The organism is Dyella sedimenti (assembly GCF_022760995.1).
Classification (GTDB): domain Bacteria; phylum Pseudomonadota; class Gammaproteobacteria; order Xanthomonadales; family Rhodanobacteraceae; genus Dyella; species Dyella sedimenti.
Map to the genome: position 1 here is coordinate 163,134 of NZ_JAKWJO010000009.1, position 17,379 is coordinate 180,512.

Here is a 17,379-nt window from a genome sequence, read left to right on the forward strand (position 1 = left end):
CGCGACCGGTGACGCGGAAACGCAGGACGAACGGCAATGCGCCATGTCGCATTCCGTGGATGCGGGGCGTATGTCTGGCGCGCCGCGGTCGCGCACTGGGTGCGCTCTTACATGGTTGTGTGGGCGGGGCGGGAAAGGGCTACTCCTGCGCCGCATAAAGCTCGCGTCGCAGGTTGCGCAGCGACAGCGTCTCCCACACGGCCACCAGCACGAGTACCACGGTCGTCAACACCGATAACGCAAGCGTGGGCAGCGAGGCGGCCGGCCATAGCAGCACCAGCAGCAGGGCAATGCCCACCAAGTGCGACAACGGCAGATGGGTTCGGTTGACGCTCTGCTTGAACAGCGCATTGCCCAGCAGGTACAGCGCCGGCCCGCCCAGCAGCACCGCGACCTGGGCCGGACCGGCATGGCCGTGGGGTTCGCTCAGGCTCAGCTCGTCGCCCACCGCGCCGACCACGATGCCCGCCACGATCGGCAAGTGCAGGTAGGTATAACCCAGCCGGGCGGCACGGCCAGGGTCGGCCGACTGACGGATCGAGCGGCTACCGCGCTCGGCGCCGAGGTCGAAATAGATCCACCACATCGCCACGCAGCCGACGAAGGCAATGGCGAAGGCCAGCCACGCCGCCGGCTCGCGCCCGCCCTCGGCGAAACTGCTGCCGGTCACCACCACCGACTCGCCCAGCGCGATGATGACGAACAGGCTGCAGCGCTCGGCCATGTGGCCGCCCTCCACGTCCCACTCCCGCGTGCTGGAGCGCCCCAGGCCCGGCACGTAGAAGAACGCCGCCGGCCCCAGGTATTCGATGCCCAGCGCGACGACCCACCAGTCCAGGCGCGCCTCGCCACCGGCCAGACCGCCGGCGATCCACAGCGCGCCCGACGCGCACAGCCACAGCGTGATGCGGTAGAAGTTGTAGCGGGCCTCGCGCGGCGAGCGGTGCAGGGCCCAGACCATGAAGCACGAACGGCCCACCTGCATGAACACATAGGCGCCGGCGAAGATCAGCCCATGGCCACCGAAGGCATCCGGCAGCGCGGTGGACAGCAGCAGGCCGGCGAACATCAGCACCAGCACCAGCAGGCGCACCGCCAGCCGCTCCGGGTCCAGCCAGTTGGTGATCCAGCCGGTGAAGATCCATACCCACCACACCGCCAGGAACAGCAGCAGCACGCGCGCGGCACCGGTCGCGTCCAAATTGTGCAGCAAGGTATGCGAGAGCTGGGTGACCGCATAGACGAACACCAGGTCGAAGAACAGTTCGACATTCGTGACCTTGCCATGCTCGCCCGGCTGGCGGGCGCGCAGCAGGCTCGGTACATGGTCTCCTTCGGCATGGGGCATCTCGGACATCGCGCGGCCTCCCGGTGGTCGCTTCCGTTATCGCACGGGCGGGGGCCGGGCCGGAATGCCCCGCCATCCAGGACGCATGAAAACGAAAGGCCCCGCACAGGGCGGGGCCTTTCGTGACCGTTCCTTCCCGGCTCAGACCGTCAGCGGATTGGGCTTGTCCGGATCGAGCTTGTAGGTCTTGATGGCGCGCGCCACGTCCTTGGCATTGACCTTGCCGTCCTTCGCCAGCGCGGCCAGCGCGGCGTGGGCGATCCAGTAGCGGTCCACCTCGAAGAAGCCGCGCAGGTGCGCGCGGGTATCCGAGCGGCCGAAGCCGTCGGTGCCCAGCACCGTGTAGTGCATGCCGTCCGGCACGAAGGCGCGGATCTGGTCGGCGAACTCGCGCACGTAGTCGGTGGCGGCGATGGCCGGGCCCTGGCGGCCCTGCAGCAGGCCGGTGACGTACGGCACGCGCTGCTCGGCTTCCGGATGCAGGCGGTTCCAGCGCTCGGCGTCGAAGCCATCACGGCGCAGCTCGGTGAAGCTCGGGCAGGACCAGATATCGGCGGTGACGCCGAAGTCCTTCTCCAGCAGCTCGGCCGCGGCGATCACCTCGCGCAGGATCGTGCCCGAACCCAGCAGCTGCACGCGCGGCTCGCCCTTCTTCGGCTTGCCGGCGTCCTTGAACAGGTACATGCCCTTGATGATGCCCTCCTCCACGCCCTGCGGCAGGTCGGGATGGCTGTAGTTCTCGTTCATCACGGTGATGTAGTAGTACACGTCCTCCTGCTCCTGCAGCATGCGGCGGGTGCCGTCCTGCAGGATCACCGCGATCTCGTAGGAGAACGTCGGGTCATACGACTTCACGTTCGGGATCGCGCCGGACAACAGGTGCGAGTGACCGTCCTCGTGCTGCAGGCCCTCGCCGTTGAGCGTGGTGCGACCCGAGGTACCGCCGATCAGGAAGCCGCGCGCGCGCATGTCGCCGGCCGCCCAGGCCAGGTCGCCGATGCGCTGGAAGCCGAACATCGAGTAGTAGATGAAGAACGGCAGCATCGGCTGGTTGCTGATGCTGTAGCTGGTGGCCGCAGCCATCCAGGCGGCCATGCCGCCGGCCTCGGAGATGCCTTCCTGCAGCACCTGGCCCTTCTGGTCCTCGCGGTAGTACAGCAGCTGGTCGGCGTCCTGCGGGCGGTACTTCTGGCCGAACGGCGCGTAGATGCCGATCTGGCGGAACATGCCTTCCATGCCGAAGGTGCGCGCCTCGTCGGCCACGATCGGCACGATGCGCTCGCCGATCTGCTTGTCGCGCAGCAAAAGGTTCATGCCGCGTACCAGCGCCATGGTGGTGGAGATCTCGCGCTCGCCAGTGCCGTTGGTGATCTGCGCGAACGCCGGCAGCTCCGGCGCCTTCAGCTTCACGTCGGCATGGCGGCGGCGCTGCGGCAGGAAGCCGCCCAGCGCGCGGCGGCGCTCGAGCATGTACTCCACTTCCGGCGAATCCTTGCCCGGGTGGTAGTACGGCACGTCGGCCAGCTTGTCGTCCGTCACAGGAATGTTGAAGCGGTCGCGGAAGTGGCGCACGGCGTCGGCGTCCAGCTTCTTCTGCTGGTGCGTCGGGTTCTGCGACTCGCCGGCCGCGCCCATGCCGTAGCCCTTGACCGTCTTGGCCAGGATCACCGTGGGCATGCCCTGAGTGTTCACCGCCTGGTGGTAGGCCGCGTAGACCTTGTGCGGGTCATGGCCGCCGCGGTTGAGGCGCCAGATGTCGTCGTCCGACAGGTTGGCGACCATCTCGCGGGTCTCGGGATACTTGTTGAAGAAGTGCTCGCGCGTGTACGCGCCGCCGAAGGCCTTGCACGCCTGGTACTCGCCGTCGACGGTCTCCATCATCAGCTTGCGCAGCACGCCCTTGGTGTCGCGAGCCAGGAGCGGATCCCAGTAGCTGCCCCAGATCACCTTGATGGCGTTCCAGCCGGCGCCGCGGAACACGCCTTCCAATTCCTGGATGATCTTGCCGTTGCCGCGCACCGGACCGTCCAGGCGCTGCAGGTTGCAGTTGATCACGAACACCAGGTTGTCCAGGCCCTCGCGGCCGGCCAGCGAGATGGCGCCCAGCGACTCCGGCTCGTCGGTCTCGCCGTCGCCCATGAAGCACCAGATCTTGCGGTCGGTCTTGGGCATCAGGCCGCGGTGTTCCAGGTACTTCCAGAACTGCGCCTGGTAGATCGCCTGGATCGGACCGAGGCCCATCGACACCGTCGGCACCTGCCAGTAGTCCGGCATCAGCCAGGGATGCGGGTACGAGGACAGGCCACGGCCGTGGCCGGCCACTTCCATGCGGAACAGGTCCAACTGCTCCTCGGCGATGCGGCCTTCCAGGAAGGAGCGCGCATAGATGCCCGGGCTGGAATGGCCCTGGTGGAACACCAGGTCGCCCGGATGGTCGGCACTGGGCGCGCGCCAGAAATGGTTGAAGCCCACGTCGTACAGCGTCGCCGAGGACGCGAAGCTGGCGATATGGCCGCCCAGCTCGCCCGGCTTGCGGTTGGCGCGCACCACCATGGCCATCGCGTTCCAGCGGATCAGGGTGCGGATGCGCCATTCCATCGCCGCATCGCCCGGCATCTTGGCCTCGTTGGCCGGGGCAATGGTGTTGACGTATTCGGTGGTCGGGTTGAACGGCAGGTAGCCGCCGGCCCGGCGCGTCGAATCGACCATCTTCTCCAGCAGGTAGTGCGCGCGCTCGGTGCCGTCATGGTTGATGACCGCATTGAGCGATTCGACCCATTCCTGGGTTTCGGTGGGGTCGAGGTCCTGGTGGAGGATGTCGTCGAGCTGATCCATGGGGAGCTTCTCTCTCCGCGGCGCCGGGGGATGGCGCGGCTGTAGGTGGACGCCTCGGGCTTGGGGAGGCGGGGAACTGGCCGAGTTTATCTCTGGCGGGGTTTTTCGCCAATTGGATCGTGGCAGTACGGCGGCGAATGGGGTTGGATGTTTTATGTTGCGTTGCCGCAAATTTCCATCGCGACTGTAGGAGCGCACCCTGTGCGCGACCGCCTTTTGCTCGTCATCCTGGCGCACCCCACAAAAGGGGGCAAGGGCCGGGATGGCGTCAAAGACCGAGGCGAAAGGAGGTCGCGCACAGGGTGCGCTCCTACGGAAAGCGGCATGGGGCGACACGCCAAAATAAGGAAACGGGGCCCGAAGGCCCCGCCCCTCCCCCATCAACTCCGCCGCTCACTCTGCGCCGCGCGGATCTGCGCATCCACCGCCGCGATCGCGGTCATGTTCACCACGCGGCGCGGCGTCGCCGCCGGGGTAAGGATGTGGGCCGGCTTGTTGATGCCCATCAGGATCGGGCCGATGGCCACGCCGTCGGTCATCACGCGCACGATGTTGTAGGCGATGTTCGCCGCGTCCAGGTTCGGCATCACGAACAGGTTGGCGCGGCCGCTCAGCGTGGTGTTGGGGAACAGGCGCTGGCGCAGCGCCTCGTCCCACGCGGTGTCGGCCTGCATCTCGCCGTCCATGTCCAGCTTCGGCGCGCGCTGCTTGAGGATCTGCCACACCTTGCGCATCTTGGCCGCGCTCGGGTTGTCGTGGCTGCCGTAGTTGGAGTGCGACAGCAGCGCCACCTTCGGCTCCACGCCGAACAGCTTCAGGCGGTAGGTGGCCTGCAGCGTGGCCTCGGCGATCTGCTCGGCGGTGGGGTCGCACTGCACGTGGGTGTCGAGGAAGAACCAGGCGCCCTGGTCGTTGATCACGCCGGTCATCGCCGAGGTGCATTGGATGCCGGGGTCGAGGCCGAACACGGTGCGCAGGTAGCCGAGCTTCTTGTGGAAACGGCCGACCAGGCCGCAGATCATCGCGTCAGCCTCGCCGCGCTCGACCATCAGCGAGGCGATCAGGGTGGGCCGCGAGCGCATCAGGTTCTTCGCCGCCGCCGGCGTCACGCCGCGGCGCTCGGTCAGCGCGTAGTACTGCTGCCAGTACTCGTTGAAGCGCGGATCGTCGTTGATGTTGGTGAGCTCGAAGTCCACGCCCTCGCGCAGGCGCAGGCCCAGGCGCTGGATGCGCGACTCGATCACGTCCGGGCGGCCGATCAGGATCGGGAACGCCAGGCGCTCGTCGACCACCGTCTGCACGGCGCGCAGCACGGTCTCCTCCTCGCCCTCGGCATAGACCACGCGCTTGCGGTCGGCGCGCGCCTGCTCGTACACCGGCTTCATCACCAGGCCGGTGCGGTAGATGAACTGGCCGAGCTTTTCCTTGTAGGCCTCCATGTCCACGATGGGGCGCGTGGCCACGCCCGAGTCCATCGCGGCCTGGGCCACGGCCGGCGCCAGCATCACCAGCAGGCGCGGGTCGAACGGGCGCGGGATCAGGTAGTCCGCGCCGAAGGTCGGCACGTCGCCGCCATAGGCGCTGGCGAGATCGCCGGCTTCCATCCGGGCCAGCCCGGCGATGGCGCGCACGCAGGCGGTCTTCATCGCCTCGTTGATGACGGTGGCGCCCACGTCCAGCGCGCCGCGGAAGATGTACGGGAAGCACAGCGCGTTGTTGACCTGGTTCGGATAGTCCGAGCGGCCGGTGGCGATGATGCAGTCCGGACGCACCTTCCTGGCGTCTTCCGGGTTGATCTCGGGATTGGGGTTGGCCAGCGCGAGGATGATCGGCCGGTCGGCCATGCTGGCGACCATCTCGGGCTTGAGGATGCCGCCCGCCGACAGGCCCAGGAACACATCGGCGCCGGCGACCACCTCCGCCAGGGTGCGCTTGTCGGTGTCGCGCGCATAACGCTGCTTGTCCGGATCCATCTGGTCGCGGCCGGTGTAGAGCACGCCGTCGCGGTCGTAGGCCAGGATGTTCTCGGGCTTGAGGCCCAGTGCCACCAGCATGTCCAGGCAGGCGATGCCGGCCGCGCCGACGCCAGTGGTGGCCAGCTTCACGTTGCCGATCTTCTTGCCCACCACTTCCAGCGCATTGAGCACGGCGGCGCCGACGATGATGGCGGTGCCGTGCTGGTCGTCGTGGAACACCGGGATCTTCATGCGCTCGCGCAGCTTGCGCTCGACGATGAAGCACTCCGGCGCCTTGATGTCCTCCAGGTTGATGCCGCCGAAGGTCGGCTCCAGCGAGGCAATGATGTCGACCAGCTTGTCCGGGTCGTGCTCGTTGATCTCGATGTCGAACACGTCGATGCCGGCGAACTTCTGGAACAGCACGCCCTTGCCTTCCATCACCGGCTTGCCGGCCAGCGGGCCGATGTTGCCCAGGCCCAGCACGGCGGTGCCGTTGGTGATCACCGCCACCAGGTTGCCGCGCGCGGTGACTTCGCTGGCGACGGTGGGATCGTCCACGATGGCTTCGCAGGCGTAGGCCACGCCGGGCGAGTAGGCCAGTGCGAGGTCGCGCTGGGTCAGCATCGGCTTGGTAGCCGAAACCTTGATCTTGCCCGGGCGAGGGAAACGGTGGTACTCGAGCGCGGCGTGGCGCAATTCTTCGGGGAGGGCCATGGGATGCGTTGATCGGATGAGGGGAAGCCGGTTGCCGGCCAGCGGCATGGCCGAATCTTAACACCTGCCTCCCCTTTCCCCGACGACGCATCGCAGCATGACGGCGTGGCGGCGACGTGAGGCACCGTCCCCGGCGGCGGCCGTCACAGGCTGAGCGACAGCGCCTCCGCCTGCACCTTGCCCATGTGGATGCGATTGACGAACAGCGAGAACGCCAGCTTACCGGCCAGGCCGTGCACGTGCTGCATCCACGGCGGCAACCAGCGCGGCGGCGCGATCACGCCGGACTCGAAATGCGGCTGCAGGCTGATGACGTCATGCAGCGCCAGCTTGCCCGCGAACATATGCCGCAGCATGTCCATGCGCCGCTGCCGCAGGGCCCAACGGAAGAAAGTGTGCACGGTGAGCAGGCCGGACAGGTAGACGTTGTCCTTGGCGAAGGCCGCGCCGCCGGTCAGCGGCACGCCGCGGAACACGCGCTGCGCCGAATGGAAGCTGTCCGCCGGGCTTTGCCCGCAGTTGCTGAAGAATTGGTAGACCTCGACGAAATCCGCGCCGTTGAGCGCCATGTCGATCGCAAGAATGCGCAGGCTGATGCGCTTCAGGCGGGCGATGTCGATGGCGCCGGAGATCAGTTCGGCGAACACCGCCAATCCCTCCTGGGTGGCGGTGACGCGCGGCGAGGTGCGCCCCAGCGAGGCCAGCAGCGGCTGCGCCCGGCCGTTGAGCGCGGTCAGCGAATGCACCAGCGCCTCGTGCGCCAGCAGTTGGTGGCGATCGTATTCGCTGAAGCGGGTGCCGCCGCGCAGGCGAATGCGCGTGGCGCCCGCCGCGGCCTTGGCGGTCAGCTCGGGGTCCACCTCCACTGAGATCAGCGGCTCGCCGAAGAAGGCGTCGAGCGACTTGGCCAGGTCGGCGCGCAGGTCGTCGGCGGAGATGCTCACGTCGACGTCGTCGGCCAGCAGGTCCGAGCCCAGTTCGTCGGACAGCTCCACGAAGTAACGCGCCGCGTCGACGTTGCTGCGGTCGCTGCCGGGGATGGCGTCGCCCGGCCGCCCGTACAGCACGATGGAGGGCGCGGTGACGCCGCCGGTGCCCACCGCCTCCAGCATCTCCGCCGCGATGCGCCAGGATTCGGCGGTGCGGCAGAGGTACTCGCCCAGCGGATCGTCGTAGCCGGCCTCGCGCTCGATCGCCGCCAGCTCCGCGCGTTCCGCCGCGAAATCCGGTCGCGGATAGCTCACTTCCGGCAACGAATAGCGCCCCTGGGCATAGGCCGCGATCATGCGGCCCTCCAGCGAGGCGGGCCAGGCCACCGTGGGCAGGATGCGGATGCCCTTCACCGCCGCCAGCAGGCGCCGGTCCAGCTCGGCGTAGCGCTGCAGCGCGGGCGATGCGCTGGCGTCGTTCGCGCTCATGCCTGGCTCCGCCGCATCGGCCTGGCCGCACGGCATGTCCGGTGGTCGAAGATCGAACGCGACGAAAGTCGCTGCATGCCTGCTCCCGTGGGCCATGACGCCCCGATAGTAGTGCCTTCTGCGCGGCGCAGGCCTATTCGCGGTCCCGCGTGCCCCGATGCCCATGGGGCCGCGCGATCGGGCGTCCGCCGCGCTGCCGGCGCAGCCGCGCCTCCAGGGTGGAGGCCTGTTCCTCGCGCTCGTCGCGCAGCTTCAGGTAATTGCGCCAGCGCTCCGCCGACAGCTCGCCACTGTCCAGTGCGGCCTGCACGGCGCAGCCGGGCTCGCTGCCGTGGCCGCAGTCGGCGAAACGGCATTGCTCGGCCTGCGCCTCGATGTCGGCGAACAGGTCGAGGTTCTCCTCCCCAGTGAGCTTGAGCTCGCGCATGCCTGGCGTATCGATCAGGCAGCCGCCGCTGGGCAACTGCAGCAGGGCGCGGTGCGTGGTGGTGTGGCGGCCGCGGCTGTCGTGGTCGCGCACGGCTCCGGTGGCCATCTTCTCCGTACCCAGCAGCGTATTGGTGAGGGTGGACTTGCCCGCGCCGGACGAACCGACCAGCACGGCGCTGTCGCCCGGCTGCAGGTAGGGCAGCAGCACCACCACGCTGGCCGGGTCCTTGCCGTTGATGGCATGGACCGGGGTGCCCTCGGGCAGGCGCCGGCGCAAGGCGGCCAGCAGTTCGCCGGCATCGCCACGGGTGTCGAGCTTGCTCAGCAGCACCACCGGCTGGGCGCCGGAGCCCTCGGTGAGCGAGAGATAGCGCTCGATGCGGGCGGGATTGAAGTCGCCGTCCAGGCCGGTCAGCACCAGCACGTAATCGATATTGGTGGCGATGATCTGGCGCTCGTAGCGCTCCCCCGCCGCCGCCCGCGACAGCACCGTGCGGCGCGGCTGCACCTTCGCGATATGCGGCGGCTTGCCCGGCTCCACTTCCACGAAATCGCCCACCGCCGGGCGCTCGGCCGGGTCCAGGCCGCGCTTGAGGAAATGGCCGGCCGGCTGAGCCCCGAACAGGTGCTCGCCATCGTGCAGCTCGTAGCCGGCACGATGCTGGGCCACCACCCGGGCCAGCTGCAGGCCGCCAGCCGGCAGGGCGTCGCCGCGCCAACCGATCCGGCGCAGTCGCTCGATGATCTGGGCATTCATGGCCGTCGATTATGCCTTGCCCGCGAAAAGCCCGATACGAGGCCGTTTCCGACTCCCACCGGGCGCCGGGACGCTGCTAGGATGCGGAAAAGCCCGGCGTTCGTGCGCCGCAACAACAGAAAAACGAAGGACGCTCGCGTTGGCCTCGATCAAACCCAGTGCGCACCTGGCGGACGTGCGCTATGAAATCCGTGGCGCACTCACCCGGCGATCGCGCGAGCTGGAGGCAGCCGGCCTTCCCATCATCAAGCTCAATATCGGCAACCCGGGCCGCTATGGCTTCCAGACCCCGGCGCACCTGCGCGAGGCCATCGCCCGCCACCTGCACGACAGCGAGGCCTATGGCCACGAACAGGGCCTGGAAGAGGCCCGCGAGGCCATCGCCGCCCAGCAGCGCCAGCGCGGCGCGCGCGGGGTGGAGGTCGAGCGCATCTTCGTCGGCAACGGCGTCAGCGAACTGATCGACCTGAGCCTGCGCGCCCTGCTGCAGCCGGGCGACGAGGTGCTGCTGCCCAGCCCGGACTATCCGCTGTGGAGCGCGGCCACCATCCTCAACGACGGCAAGCCCCGCTACTACCGCTGCCTGGCCGAGCACGGCCACCTGCCCGATCCGGCCGAGATCGAGTCGCTGGTGACCCCGCGCACCCGGGCCCTGGTGCTGATCAATCCCAACAATCCGACCGGCGCGGTGTACCCGCGCGCGTTGCTGGAGCGCATCGTCGCCATCGCGGCCAAGCATCGCCTGCTGCTGTTCTGCGACGAGATCTACGACGAGATCCTCTACGACGGCACGCCGTTCCAGCCGCTGGCCGAGGTGGCCGGCGACCTGCCTTGCGTGAGCTTCGGCGGCCTGAGCAAGGTGCATCGCGCCTGCGGCTACCGCGTGGGCTGGATGAGCCTGTCGGGCGATCCGGCGCGCAGCGCCGACTACCGCGATGCCCTGCAGTTGCTGGCCGCGCTGCGCCTGTGCGCCAACGTCACCGCGCAATGGGCGGTGCGCCCGGCGCTGCAGAGCGCCCCCACCATCCAGGCGCTGACCGCGCCCGGCGGGCGCCTGCACGAGGCGCGCCGCGCCGTGCTGGAAGGCGTGGCCGCCAGCCAGTTCCTCGACCTCGTCGCGCCGGCCGGCGCGCTGTACGCCTTCCCGCGCGTGCGCGCCGACCGCCTGGCCGAGTTCGACGACAACGCCTTCGCCCTGCGCCTGCTGGAAGAGGAATCGGTGCTGGTGGTGCCGGGCAGCAGCTTCAACGTGCCGCACAGCCGCCACCTGCGCCTGACCCTGCTGCCGCCGCCCGAGCAGATCCGCGAGGTGTTCGTGCGCATCGAGCGCGTGCTGACCCGCATGGCCGCCGCCCAGGCGCCGCGCACCGCCGCCGTGGCCTGAAGGCGGCGCGTGCGCTATCTCGCGCTGGGCGATTCGTACACGATCGGCGAGGGCGTGCCCGAGGCCGGGCGCTGGCCGGTGCAACTGGCCCGCCGGCTGCGCCAGGAAGGGCTGGACCTGGACGATCCGCACATCGTCGCCACCACCGGCTGGACCACCGACGAGCTGGCGGCGGCGATGGACGTGGCCGGCCTCATGCCGCCCTATCCCCTGGTCAGCCTGCTGATCGGCGTGAACAACCAGTACCGCGGACGCGGCGCGGAGGATTACCGCGCCGAGTTCCGGACCCTGCTCGGCCGCGCCGTCGAACTGGCCGGCGGCCGCGCCGGGCGCGTGCTGGTGCTGTCGATCCCCGACTGGGGCGTCACCCCGTTCGCCCATGCCGGCGGGCGCGACGCGGCGCGCATCGCCCTCGAACTGGACGTCTATAACGCCATCGCCGCCGATGCCGTGAAGGCCGCCGGCGCGCACTGGGTCGACGTCACGGGGCTTTCGCGCCGGCATGCCGGACTGCTGGCCGACGACGGGCTGCATCCCTCGGCGGCGCAGTACGCGCTGTGGGCGGAGGCGGCGTTGCCGGTCGCGCGAAACATCCTGGGCTGATCACGCTTGCCTGTGGGAGCGCATCCTGTGCGCGACTGCCGCTGCTCCGCATGAAATCTCCGGCAGTCGCGCACAGGGTGCGCTCCCACAAGGTCTATAGATATCGCAAGGAAGCGCTCGCAATGCTTCTGCAACCATTCCGCCATCGCACGGTGACGTGGACACGGCATCCTGGCCTCCCGGTAACCACCGGGAGAGACTGCCATGGCGACCTTCCACTGCCGCAGCGCCTTCATCTCCGACGTGCACTTGGGCACGCCCGACTGCAAGGCCGGCTATCTGCTCGACTTCCTGCGCAAGCTGCGCTGCGAAAAGCTGTACCTGGTCGGCGACATCATCGACATGGAGGCGCTGGCACGCCGTACCTGGTGGCATCCGGACCACGGCGCGGTGGTCGCCGAGCTGCTGGACATGGCCAACCGCGGCGTCGAGGTCGTCTATATCCCCGGCAACCATGACGCGCCGGTGCGCGGGCTGGCCGGGCAAAGCTTCGGCGGGGTGAAGATCGCCTTGGACGCGGTGCACGAGGGCGCGGACGGGCGCCGCTACCGCGTCAGCCACGGCGACGAATTCGATCCGGAGCAGGTCGGGCGCACATGGATGGTGCACCTGGGGGAGGTGATGCATCGCTTCATCTGCTGGACCAACCGCCGGCTCCACGCGATGCGTCGCCGGCTGGAACTGCCCTACCTGCCGCTGTCGATCATCGTGAAGTCGCACATCGGCCAGGCGCTGGCCTACATCCGCGCCTACGAGGAACGCGTGGCCGGCGATGCGCGCGAGCGCGGCTTCGATGGCCATATCTGCGGCCACATCCATTTCGGCCACGTACGCGAGATGGACGGCGTGCTCTACCTCAACGACGGCGACTGGGTGGAGCACTGCACGGTGCTGGTGGAAGACCATACCGGCGCCATGGAACTGATCCACTGGAGCGAGCAGTACGCCCCGCTGGGCCGCGCCAGCCGGGAACTGGTGCTGCCCTCCCCCGCCGCCGCCCTCGCGCTGGCGCCCCTGACCCGCAGCCGGCTGGACCTGGGCGAGCTGCGGCCGGCGGCGTAGGGGCGAGTAGCGAGGGCGCAAGTCCACACGCCCGTCGCACCATGCAAGGTCGCCCTTGGTGGTCGGACCTAGCGCCCTCGCTACCCGTCCCTACCCCTTGCTTCCCTCCAAACCGCCGGCATATGGCAGGGGGTACAATCCGCCCTCTTTGCCGGAGTCCCCGTCCCATGTCCCTCGACAGCGCCACCCGCGAACGAATCCAGTCCCTGCTGCAGAACCACCGCGTGGTGCTGTTCATGAAGGGCACCCGCCACCAGCCGATGTGCGGCTTCTCGGCCGCCGCCACCAATACGCTCAACGAGCTGCTGCCCGAATACCACACGGTCAACGTGCTGGAGGACCCGGAGATCCGCGAGGGCATCAAGGCCTACGGCGACTGGCCGACCATCCCGCAGCTGTACGTGGAGGGCGAGCTGGTGGGCGGCGCCGACATCATTCGCCAGATGTATGCCAGCGGCGAGCTGCACCAGCTGTTCGGCGCGACCCCGCCGGACCGCACGCCGCCGGAAATCACCATCACCGACAAGGCCGCCGAGGCGATCCGCCAGGGCACCGCCAACGCGCAGGGCCTGGCCCTGCACCTGGAGATCGGCCCGGACCACAGCGCCGGCTTCCAGCTGGCGCCGGCCGGCGACCATGACATCGTGGTCACCGCCAACGGCATCGAGGTGCACTTCGACCCGGGCAGCGCCCAGCGCGCCAAGGGCATCGTGATCGACTGGGTATCCACCGTGCAGGGCGAGGGCTTGAGCCTGAAGTTCCCCGGCGCCCAGGAGATCGGCTCGATGACCGTGCAGGAGCTGCAGGCCCGCCTGGCCGCCGGCGACATCACCCTGGTCGATGTGCGCCCGGCCGACGGCCGCGCCCTGGCGGCCCCGCTGCCGCAGGCCCGTATCCTGGATGAGGAGGGCTACGAGGCCCTGGCCGCCTTGCCCAAGGACACGCCGATCGCCTTCATCTGCCACCACGGCATCTCCAGCCGCGGCGTGACCGAGCGCTTCGCCGCGCATGGCTTCGGCAAGGTCTACAGCGTCGAAGGAGGCATGGATGCCTGGGCGCGTGAGATCGACCCCTCGGTGCCCCGCTACTGAACAACGCTCTGTTTTCGAGACAGTTCACAAAACGCCCGCATCCGCGGGCGTTTTTATTTCAGTTCGTGCGTGTAATGCTTTAGTTAAATTTAATTGGCGTTCATCTTTCTGGCGAATTTGCAACCAATCTTGCAGCTCCTCCCTGCGCACGACCGCAAGAACATGCGATACCTCTGCGACACGTCGCCCAAGGGCTTCGGGCAGCTATCGCCGTTCGACGTCATGTCCTAGGAATTTGTCCTAGGAATTAGAAAACCATCCGGCGATAGCCAGTCGATTATTGCGGCGTTTTCTTGCGCCACCACGCAAACCCCGCCATCGCCGTTGTATGCGCCTCGCAGGATCACGTAATGTCGAAATTGCGACGCGCCGTCATGCCTCGGGCATGAGCCGCTTTGCTGGGGAGCAACACGCCAATACCAGACGCTAGCCATCGCCTCCGAGGGTTCGGGGTGGTGCGGGTTTGTTTTGGCCAAAAAAACGCTTGCAGCGTCTTGATCGCTGCTTTGTGGGGACTCGCGGCCGGCGGCCACGCCGACCGCTTTAACGGGAGGATAGTCATGCAGTCACTTCAACGTTCGTACGTCCCGAGCCGGCGTGCGATCGCGCTCGCGGTCGGCCTGGCGCTCGGCGCCTCCGGCGGTGCCGCCATGGCCCAGAGCAACGCCACCGGCGTGATCTTCGGCCAGGCCGAACCGGGCACGGTCGTGCATATCGAAAACACCGGCACCGGCCTCAAGCGCGACCTGCAGGTCGACGCGGGCGGTCGCTACCGCGCTTCGGCCTTGCCGATCGGCGTGTACCACGTGACCCTGCTCAAGGACGGCAAGCAGGTCGATGCGCGCGACAACGTGCAGACGCAGATCAGCCAGGGCACGGAGGTCAGCTTCGTGGTCGCCAAGACGGCGCAGAACCTCGCCGCCGTGTCGGTCACGGCCAACGCCCTGCCCGCCATCGACGTCAGCTCGGTGGACTCGCGTACCGTGCTGGACGCCGACCAGCTGGCCAAGCTGCCGATCAACCGCACCTCGATCAGTTCCATCGCCCTGATCGCCCCGGGCACCACGCCGGCGGCGCGCGGCTACGGCAACGCGCTGTCCTTCGGCGGTTCGTCCGCTTCTGAGAACGCGTACTACATCAATGGCTTCTCGGTGACCAACCCGCTGACCGGCGTGAGCTCGCGCCAGCTGCCGTACGACGCCATCGACCAGGAGCAGGTGCTGATCGGCGGCTACGGCGCCGAATACGGCCGTTCCACCGGCGGCGTGATCAACGTGGTATCCAAGCGCGGCTCCAACGAGTGGGTCGGCGACGTGCAGGCCTTCTGGTCGCCCAGCGCCCTCGCGCAGGATCCGCGCAGCATCTACCGCAAGGACGGCACGCTGTACCAGAACGGCAACTCGTGGGCGATGCAGGACAACGGCGGCATGCAGTACTCCGGCTCCATCGGCGGCCCGCTGATCAAGGACAAGCTGTACCTGTTCGCCGCGGCCGACATGATCCGCTCGGCCGGCTACATCGACGGCCCGACCGACAGCGTGGTGCGCGGCCTGCCGGTGCTCAACGGCACCCAGGCCAACATCAACAACAAGACCACCCGCTGGCTGACCAAGCTGGACTGGAACATCAACGACAACAACATCCTCGAGTTCACTGCCATCGGCGACGACGAGCAGCAGGACCAGCAGCTGTACAACTACAGCCCGGACACCGGCCTGGGCAGCTACATCGGCCACCAGTACACCAAGAACTACAACGGCACCCAGACCAACGGCACGCCGGGCGGCAACATGTACATCGCCAACTACACCGGCTACATCACGGACGACCTGACCGTGACGGCGATGTACGGCAAGAGCAATTCGGACCACGTGCAGACCGTCACCGGCGGCAACGGCCTGGTCTGCCCGACCATCTCCGACCAGCGCGCCGGCCTGACCGCCCCGCACTGCACCGTGGGCACTGGTTCGATCCTGCTGCCGGGTTCGGAAGACCGCACCAACGGCTGGAACCTCAACGTCGAATACCGCCTGGGCGACCACGACCTGAAGGCCGGCGTGGACCGCTACGTGCTGCGCGCCACCTGGGGCAACTCGCCGGTGGGCGGCACCGGCTATATCTACCACGACGTCGGCGACGGCTCGCTGATCACCCAGCGCCTGCAGAACCTGGGCCTCGACCCGTCGCTGTTCAACCCGGCCGACTATCCGAACGGCTATTTCGTCGAGTCCACCGGCCTCACCACCGGCACCTCGGCCCGCACCGAGCAGGCCTCGCAGTTCGTCGAGGACAACTGGCAGGTCAGCGACCGCTGGCATGCCTACATCGGCCTGCGCAACGAGCAGTTCACCAACTACAACGGCGTGGGCGTGGCGTACGCCAAGTCGCGCCACCAGCTCGACCCGCGCCTGGGCGTGACCTGGGACGTGTACGGCGACAGTTCGCTGAAGGTCTATGCGAACGCCGGCCGCTACCACCTGGGCCTGCCCACCAGCGTGGCGATCCGCGGCGCCGGTCCTTCCAGCTACCCGTCGCAGTACTACGCCTTCACCGGCATCGACCCGGTCACCGGCGTGCCGACCGGCCTCACCAACACCTCGGCTTCCGGCCTGTTCTACCTCAACAACGAGAACGGCACGCCGCCGGACGGCAAGACCGTGGCCGCGCAGGACCTGCACTCGTACTACCAGGACGAGTACATCCTGGGCTTCGACAAGCAGCTGCCGGACAACTGGCTGGTCGGCGCCAAGGCGATGTACCGCAAGCTGCGCAGCCTGATCGACGATACCTGCGACAACGGCCTGGCCGGCTTCGAGGGCCCGATGCAGAAGTGGGGCGACGCCCACGGCCTGCGCGCCCAGGTGGACGCGGGCATCGCGGCCAGTACCGGCTGCTGGCTGTACAACCCGGGCCGCGCCAACACCTTCCTGCTGGCGATCGCGCCGGGCCAGTACCTGAGCGTGCCGCTCACCGCCGCGGAAATCGGCGAGCCCACGCCCAAGCGCGCCTACTACATGCTCGACCTGTACGCCGAGCACCAGTTCAGCAGCAAGTGGTACGGCAAGATCGAGTACACCTTCTCGCGCAGCTACGGCAACTCCGAGGGCCAGCTGGATTCGGACATCGTGCAGGCCGACGTGTCCACCACCGAGAGCTGGGACTTCCCGCAGATCATGGAGAACACCAACGGTCCGCTGGCGAACGACCAGAAGCACCAGCTGCGCGCGCAGGCCATCTACCAGCCGACCGAGGAATGGACCTTCTCCACGGTGACGCGCATCGCCTCGGGCTACCCGATCAGCTGCCTGGGCTACCGCCCGGAGGATCCGTACGGCTACGGCGGCAACTACTTCTGGTGCAACGGCGAACCCGCGCCGCGCGGCTCTTTCGGCCGCACGCCGTGGACCTACAACATCGACCTGAGCGCCGCGTGGAAGCCGGCCTTCTTCAACCACAAGGTGACCTTCTCGGCCGACATCTTCAACGTGCTCGGCAAGCAGGCCATCACGCAGGTGTACGAGAACGGCGAAACGGCGCTGGGCGTGGCCAGCCCGGACTACAAGATCGCGCGTTCGTTCCAGGATCCCCGCTACATCCGCCTGGGCGCCCGCTACGACTTCTCACTGTAAGTGAGAACACGTCCCGGCAGCCGTCTGGCGATAGGCGGACTGCCGGGGTATCTTCCCGAACTTGGCCACCGGGTCCCCGGTGGCCTTCTTTTTTGGGCTGCAGGCGGCCACGCCCGGTTAGCCGGGCCACCGGGCCGCCTGCTAGCATGTG

Annotated in this window: 10 protein-coding genes; 5 read left to right on the plus strand and 5 right to left on the minus strand. The window is 68.1% G+C overall.

Annotated features, from left to right (window positions below; translation table 11 throughout):
* Positions 1–139: 139 nt before the first annotated feature.
* The 5 genes from MJ605_RS17180 to rsgA all read right to left on the minus strand — a co-directional run bounded on the left by MJ605_RS17180 (position 140) and on the right by rsgA (position 9,459).
* Positions 140–1,357: a low temperature requirement protein A gene (locus MJ605_RS17180; RefSeq protein ID WP_243042730.1), complete on the minus strand. Its 1,218-nt coding sequence runs from the start codon at positions 1,355–1,357 to the stop codon at positions 140–142.
* A gap of 132 nt (positions 1,358–1,489) precedes the next feature.
* Entirely contained in the window at positions 1,490–4,183 is a 2,694-nt protein-coding gene (aceE, locus tag MJ605_RS17185) for a pyruvate dehydrogenase (acetyl-transferring), homodimeric type (RefSeq protein ID WP_243042732.1), read from the minus strand.
* A 380-nt stretch (positions 4,184–4,563) separates the two neighbouring features.
* Positions 4,564–6,855 carry an NADP-dependent malic enzyme gene (locus MJ605_RS17190; protein WP_243042734.1) on the minus strand — a complete coding sequence of 764 codons (2,292 nt, stop codon included), beginning with the start codon at positions 6,853–6,855 and terminating at the stop codon, positions 4,564–4,566.
* Between the two features lie 143 nt (positions 6,856–6,998).
* A complete protein-coding gene (locus MJ605_RS17195; RefSeq protein ID WP_243042735.1) occupies positions 6,999–8,273 on the minus strand; it encodes a peptidase MATCAP family protein in 1,275 nt (424 codons plus the stop codon).
* Positions 8,274–8,406: 133 nt separating this feature from the next.
* Positions 8,407–9,459 (minus strand): ribosome small subunit-dependent GTPase A, encoded by a 1,053-nt coding sequence (gene rsgA / locus MJ605_RS17200; protein ID WP_243042737.1) that lies wholly within the window; start codon positions 9,457–9,459, stop codon positions 8,407–8,409.
* A gap of 139 nt (positions 9,460–9,598) precedes the next feature.
* On the opposite strand from rsgA, the gene MJ605_RS17205 reads away from it, so the two are divergent.
* The 5 genes from MJ605_RS17205 to MJ605_RS17225 all read left to right on the plus strand — a co-directional run bounded on the left by MJ605_RS17205 (position 9,599) and on the right by MJ605_RS17225 (position 17,228).
* Positions 9,599–10,843, plus strand: a complete 1,245-nt coding sequence (locus MJ605_RS17205) for an aminotransferase class I/II-fold pyridoxal phosphate-dependent enzyme (RefSeq protein ID WP_243042739.1) — start codon at positions 9,599–9,601, stop codon at positions 10,841–10,843.
* Between the two features lie 9 nt (positions 10,844–10,852).
* Positions 10,853–11,446, plus strand: coding sequence for a GDSL-type esterase/lipase family protein (locus MJ605_RS17210; RefSeq protein ID WP_243042740.1), 594 nt, complete (start codon positions 10,853–10,855; stop codon positions 11,444–11,446).
* A gap of 204 nt (positions 11,447–11,650) precedes the next feature.
* Positions 11,651–12,508: a UDP-2,3-diacylglucosamine diphosphatase gene (locus MJ605_RS17215; RefSeq protein ID WP_243042742.1), complete on the plus strand. Its 858-nt coding sequence runs from the start codon at positions 11,651–11,653 to the stop codon at positions 12,506–12,508.
* A gap of 167 nt (positions 12,509–12,675) precedes the next feature.
* On the plus strand, positions 12,676–13,599 hold the full coding sequence (gene grxD / locus MJ605_RS17220) for a Grx4 family monothiol glutaredoxin (protein WP_243042744.1): 924 nt from the start codon (positions 12,676–12,678) through the stop codon (positions 13,597–13,599).
* Between the two features lie 560 nt (positions 13,600–14,159).
* Positions 14,160–17,228, plus strand: coding sequence for a TonB-dependent receptor (locus MJ605_RS17225; RefSeq protein WP_243042746.1), 3,069 nt, complete (start codon positions 14,160–14,162; stop codon positions 17,226–17,228).
* Positions 17,229–17,379: the final 151 nt, after the last annotated feature.